At 72.3% G+C, this 5710-nt stretch carries 4 protein-coding genes; 3 read left to right on the top strand and 1 reads right to left on the bottom strand.

Annotated features, from left to right (window positions below; all coding sequences use genetic code 11):
* Positions 1 to 150: 150 nt before the first annotated feature.
* The gene (locus FNQ90_RS10815; RefSeq protein ID WP_182606173.1) at positions 151 to 1194 is read right to left on the bottom strand and encodes a LacI family DNA-binding transcriptional regulator; all 1044 of its coding nucleotides are present in this window, start codon (positions 1192 to 1194) and stop codon (positions 151 to 153) included.
* Positions 1195 to 1634: 440 nt separating this feature from the next.
* On the opposite strand from FNQ90_RS10815, the gene dxr reads away from it, so the two are divergent.
* From dxr to ispG, 3 genes are all read left to right on the top strand, one after another.
* Positions 1635 to 2945: a 1-deoxy-D-xylulose-5-phosphate reductoisomerase gene (gene dxr / locus FNQ90_RS10810; RefSeq protein ID WP_182606172.1), complete on the top strand. Its 1311-nt coding sequence runs from the start codon at positions 1635 to 1637 to the stop codon at positions 2943 to 2945.
* Positions 2942 to 4246 carry a M50 family metallopeptidase gene (locus tag FNQ90_RS10805; protein WP_143620499.1) on the top strand — a complete coding sequence of 435 codons (1305 nt, stop codon included), beginning with the start codon at positions 2942 to 2944 and terminating at the stop codon, positions 4244 to 4246. The genes dxr and FNQ90_RS10805 overlap by 4 nt, the downstream gene beginning before the upstream one ends.
* 202 nt (positions 4247 to 4448) lie before the next feature.
* A complete protein-coding gene (gene ispG / locus FNQ90_RS10800; protein WP_143620501.1) occupies positions 4449 to 5606 on the top strand; it encodes a flavodoxin-dependent (E)-4-hydroxy-3-methylbut-2-enyl-diphosphate synthase in 1158 nt (385 codons plus the stop codon).
* Positions 5607 to 5710: the final 104 nt, after the last annotated feature.

The following is a 5710-nucleotide window of genomic DNA, read 5'->3' as shown; positions in this document are numbered from 1 at the left end:
GCGGGAACCCTCCCGGAGGGGCGGCGGGTCCCGGAGGGAACCGGGGGCGGCCGGTATCCGGACGCCGCCCCGTGCCCCGATGTCGTCGGGGGATCGGGACCCGGGGCGCGCCCCGCGCCCCGGGCCGCGAGGCCCACCGGCGTGCCGCCGTCAGGGGCGCCCGGCGGCCGGCGCGGGACCGGTGCTGGCCCGCACGGTCAGACGGGGCGGCAGGAGTTCGACCCGATCCGGAACCGGCCGACCGTTCCCGTTGCGTCCGGCGGCCTCCACCTTCGGCATCACCAGCTCCACGGCGCGGCGCCCCATCTCCCGGGCCGGGATCGCCACCGAGGTCAGGGCGACCGAGCCCTGGGTGGCCACCTCGTCCGGGCAGATCGCCACGATCGACGCGTCCTCGGGCACCGCCCGGCCCTGCTGTCGCAACAGACTCAACATGGGACCGAGCACCGACTCGTTCTGCACGATGAAGCCGCTGGTGCCGGGGCGCTCCTGAAGGATGCGCGACAGCGTGCCGGCCATCGCCTCGTAGGACCCCTCACAGGGGCGGTGCAGCACCCGAACCCCCAGTTCGGAGGCCCGCTCCCGAACCCCCGCGATGGTCCGCTCGGCGAAACCGGTGTGCCGCTCGTAGACCGCGGCGGCCTCCCCGACCAGGGCCACCTCGCGGTGACCCAGTTCGGCGAGGTGTTCCACGCACAGTCGCCCCGTGGCGGCGAAATCCAGATCCACACAGGTCAGGCCGGTGGTGTCGGCGGGCAGGCCGATCAACACGGCGGGGCGGGGCGACTCGTGGAGCAACGGCAGTCGGGCGTCGTGCAGCTCCACGTCCATGAGGATCATGGCGTCCGCCAGCCCGCTGCCCACCACCCGTCGCACCGCGGCCGGCCCCTCCTGCCCGGTGAGCAGCAGCACGTCCTGCTCGTGCTCACGGGCCGTGGTGGCCACCGCGAGGGCGATGTCCATCATCACGGGGACGTACATGTCGGTGCGCAGGGGCATCATCAGGGCGATGACGTTGGAACGGCTGCTGGCCAGCGCGCGGGCCCCGGCGTTGGGGAGGTAACCCAGCTCGCGGATACTGCGCTCCACGCGTTCCCGGGTGGGCCGGGAGATGGTCCGCTTGCCGCTGAGGACGTAGCTCACCGTGCTGGCCGACACGCCGGCGTGCCGGGCGACCTCGGCGAGAGTGACCATGGTGCTCTCCAGTGTGGGGCCGGATGCGGGTGACGGTTCGCCCCCCGGGTGCCCCCGGGGGCGTGGGGGTCGGATACCGGTGAAGCGCTTCGACGGTTCCATGGGTCCATCCCGAACCACGGCCCGCCGTTCTTCTGGGAGACCCTAAACCGGTACGGCAACCCTGTCCATACATCTGTCGAAGCGCTTCAATTCCCGGTCCTCCGTCGAGGTCCGGACCCGGCCGGCCCCGGGGCGGGGAGACCAGGGGCCCGGGTGGTGGTCCCACCCCCTCGGGGCCGAGGCGAACGCGCTGCCCGGGGACGGGGGGTCGTCGCGTTTCCCGAACCGGGGGTGGAGGACGTCCGCCCGGGACCGGAGCGGCCGCCGCCGGTCGGGAGGAAGGGGCCGGTCGGCCGACCCCGGCACGCCGGAGCCCCGGGACGGGCCAGAATGGGGGAATGACCGACAGCTCTTCGTGTCTCGCGGATCCGCGAGTGCGCCCCGCCCCGGCCGGTGACGGCCCGGGGGAGATCCGCGAGATCGTCGTCCTCGGCTCCACCGGCTCCATCGGCACCCAGGCCGTGGACGTGGTCCTGCGCAACCCCGACCGCTTCCGGGTGGTCGGCCTGTCGGCCGCCGGCGGCCGGGTGGACCTGCTCGCCGAGCAGGCGCACCGCCTGCGGGTGCGCACCGTGGCCGTGGCACGTGAGGACAAGCGGGAGGAGCTGCGGGAGGCGCTGCGCGCCCGCTACGGTTCCGGCGAGCCGTTGCCGGAGGTCCTCGCCGGCCCGGGGGCGGCGACCGAACTGGCCGCCGCGGAGTGCCACACCGTCCTGAACGGCATCACCGGCTCGATCGGCCTGGCCCCCACTCTGGCAGCCCTCGACGCCGGTCGCGTGCTGGCCCTGGCCAACAAGGAGTCGCTGATCGTCGGCGGCCCGCTGGTCGCCGAGCGGGCCCGTCCCGGCTCGATCGTGCCGGTGGACTCCGAGCACTCCGCGCTCTTCCAGGCCCTCCTGGGGGGCGAGCGCCGGGAGGTCTCCCGCCTGGTGGTCACCGCCAGCGGCGGGCCGTTCCGCGGACGCACCCGAGCCGAGCTGGACCGGGTGACCCCGGCGGACGCCCTGGCCCACCCCACCTGGGCGATGGGCCCGGTCATCACCATCAACTCCGCCACCCTGGTCAACAAGGGGCTGGAGGTGATCGAGGCGCATCTGCTCTACGACATCCCCTTCGAGCGGATCCAGGTCGTGGTGCACCCCCAGTCCTACATCCACTCCATGGTGGAGTTCACCGACGGCTCCACCCTCGCCCAGCTCGGCCCCCCGGACATGCGGGTGCCCATCGCCCTGGGCATCGGTTGGCCGCACCGCGTGCCGGAGGCGGGCCCGACCTGTGACTGGACCCGGGCGCACACCTGGGAGTTCCTGCCCCTGGACACCGAGGCGTTCCCGGCGGTACCACTGGCCTGCCGGGTCGGGGACCTCGGTGGGATCGCGCCGGCGGTGTTCAACGCGGCGAACGAGGAGTGCGTGGACGCCTTCCTGGCGGGCGCGCTGCCGTTCACCGGCATCGTGGACACCGTCGCCAAGGTGGTCGAGGAGCTGGCCGGGGACCGCGAGGCCGCCGGTTCCGGAACCTCACTGACCCTGCCGGACGTCCTGGACGCGGAGGCCCGGGCCCGGCGCCGGGCCCGGGAGTTGACCGGCACGACCTCCGGGGGACCGGCCTTCGGTCGGGACACGAGCGACGAGGAGCCGTCGGCATGACCACCCTGATGTTCGTCCTCGGCATAGCCGTCTTCGTCTTCGGGCTGCTCTTCTCGATCGCCTGGCACGAACTGGGGCACCTGAGCACCGCCAAGATGTTCGGCATCCGGGTCCCCCAGTACATGGTGGGCTTCGGCCCCACCCTGTGGTCCCGCCGCCGCGGCGAGACGGAGTACGGCATCAAGGCCATTCCGCTGGGCGGCTACATCCGGATGATCGGGATGTTCCCGCCGGGCGACGACGGCCGGGTGCGGCAGCGCTCCACCTCGCCGTTCCGGACGATGATCGAGGACGCCCGGGCCGCCGCCTACGAGGAGTTGCGGCCCGGCGACGAGAAGCGGCTGTTCTACACCCGCAAGCCGTGGAAGCGGATCATCGTCATGTTCGCCGGGCCGGCGATGAACCTGATCCTCGCCGTGGTGATCTTCCTCGGCGTGTTGATGTCCTTCGGCGTCAACATGCCCACCACGACCGTGGCGACGGTCTCCGAGTGCGTGGTGGCGCAGGACGAGCAGCGCGACGAGTGCCGCGCCGGCGATCGCCCGGCCCCCGCCAACGAGGCCGGCCTGCTGCCCGGCGACACCATCGTCGCCTTCGACGGTGAGCCGGTGGAGGACTGGAGCACCCTCCAGGCCCGCATCCGGGACACCATCGGGCCGGCGACGGTCACCGTGGAGCGGGAGGGCGAGACGCTCGACCTGCGGGCCACCCTCATCCCCAACCAGGTGGCCGCGCTGGACGGCAACGGCGGCGCGGTGGAGGGCGAGTACGTCACCGCCGGCTTCATGGGCTTCACCCCCGCGCCGGGCATCGTCAAGCAGGACTTCCCGGAAGCCGTCACCTACATGGGGGACATCATGGTGACCGGCGTCAACGCCCTGGTGGCTCTGCCCTCCAAGGTGCCGAACCTGTGGGACGCCGCGTGGGGCACCGCCGAGCGGGACCAGGACGGTCCGATGGGAGTGGTCGGGGCGGCCCGGGTGGGCGGCGAGGTGTTCACCCTGGACATCCCGGCGGGTCAGCAGGTGGCGATCTTCCTCTTCCTGCTCGCCGGCTTCAACCTGTCCCTGTTCCTGTTCAACATGCTCCCGCTGCTCCCGCTGGACGGCGGGCACATCGCCGGGGCGGTGTGGGAGTCGGTGCGCCGCACCGGGGCGAAGGTGCTGCGTCGCCCGGACCCGGGGCCGTTCGACGTGGCCAAGCTCATGCCGATGGCGTACGTGGTGGCGGGCCTGTTCATCTGTTTCACGCTGCTCGTCCTCGTCGCTGATATCGTCAGCCCGGTGCGGCTGGCCGGATGACACCGCCCCCCGCCGGGAGCGTCCGCGGAGGCCGGCTCCGGCACGTCGACGGCGTCGTCGCGGGAGTGTCGACCGCGTCGGACGACACCACCGGAGCCGCCCGGCCGGCACGGAGGAGCCCGCCGCTGCCGCTAGGCTCGATGACCGGAGCCCGCCCGTTTCCGCCGGGACCTCGAACCACACCGTGGGGTTGCACAGACCGATGACAGCCATCTCGCTGGGAATGCCGTCCATACCGCTGAAGCTGGCCGAACGCAGGGCGAGCCGGAAACTCCGGGTCGGCTCGGTGGAGGTGGGCGGCGACGCCCCCGTCTCCGTGCAGTCGATGACCACGACCCGGACCTCCGACATCGGGGCGACGCTCCAGCAGATCGCCGAGCTGACGGCCTCCGGCTGCCAGATCGTGCGGGTCGCCTGCCCCACCCAGGACGACGCCGACGCGCTGCCGGTGATCGCCCGAAAGTCCCAGATCCCGGTCATCGCGGACATCCACTTCCAGCCCAAGTACGTCTTCGCGGCGATCGACGCGGGCTGCGCGGCGGTGCGGGTCAACCCCGGCAACATCAAGCAGTTCGACGACAAGGTGGGCGAGATCGCCAGGGCGGCCTCCGCGTCCGGCACCCCGATCCGCATCGGCGTCAACGCCGGTTCCCTGGACAAGCGGCTGCTCGCCAAGTACGGCAAGGCCACCCCCGAGGCGCTGGTGGAGTCCGCGCTCTGGGAGTGCTCGCTGTTCGAGGAGCACGACTTCCGCGACATCAAGATCTCGGTGAAGCACAACGACCCGGTCGTGATGGTCAACGCCTACCGGCTGCTGGCCGAGCGCTGCGACTATCCCCTGCACCTGGGGGTCACCGAGGCGGGTCCGGCCTTCCAGGGCACCATCAAGTCGGCCGTCGCCTTCGGCGCCCTGCTGAGCGAGGGCATCGGCGACACCATTCGGGTCTCGCTCTCCGCCCCGCCCGTGGAGGAGGTCAAGGTCGGCACCCAGATCCTGGAGTCCCTCGGGCTGCGCGAGCGCGGCCTGGAGATCGTCTCCTGCCCCTCCTGCGGACGTGCCCAGGTGGACGTCTACAAGTTGGCCGAGGAGGTCACCGCCGGCCTGGAGGGCATGGAGGTGCCGCTGCGGGTCGCGGTCATGGGCTGCGTCGTCAACGGTCCCGGAGAGGCCAGGGAGGCCGACCTCGGAGTGGCCTCGGGCAACGGCAAGGGACAGATCTTCGTCAAGGGGGAGGTCATCAAGACCGTGCCCGAGTCGAAGATCGTGGAGACCCTGATCGACGAGGCGATGAAGATCGCCGAGCAGATGGAGAAGGACGGCGTCTCCTCCGGTGAGCCCTCGGTGAGTGTCGCCGGCTGAGTCGGCGGGACCCGCGAACAACGAACGTGCCGGTGCCCCGGCCCCCACCGCAGCGGTGGGGGCCGGGGCACCGGCACGTCGGGGCACCGGACACGGGCCCGCCC

It is taken from the genome of Streptomyces alkaliphilus (genome assembly GCF_014141535.1).
Lineage (GTDB): Bacteria > Actinomycetota > Actinomycetes > Streptomycetales > Streptomycetaceae > Streptomyces > Streptomyces alkaliphilus.
Note: the sequence above shows the minus strand (reverse complement) of the source record. Positions and strands in the feature narration are given on the sequence as shown.

Bases quoted from the DNA above. Each gene is read 5' to 3' on its own strand.
- FNQ90_RS10815 (WP_182606173.1), bottom strand. From the start codon at position 1,194: ATGGTCACTCTCGCCGAGGTCGCCCGGCACGCCGGCGTGTCGGCCAGC.
- FNQ90_RS10805 (WP_143620499.1), top strand. From the start codon at position 2,942: ATGACCACCCTGATGTTCGTCCTCGGCATAGCCGTCTTCGTCTTCGGG.
- dxr (WP_182606172.1), top strand. From the start codon at position 1,635: ATGACCGACAGCTCTTCGTGTCTCGCGGATCCGCGAGTGCGCCCCGCC.
- ispG (WP_143620501.1), top strand. From the start codon at position 4,449: ATGACAGCCATCTCGCTGGGAATGCCGTCCATACCGCTGAAGCTGGCC.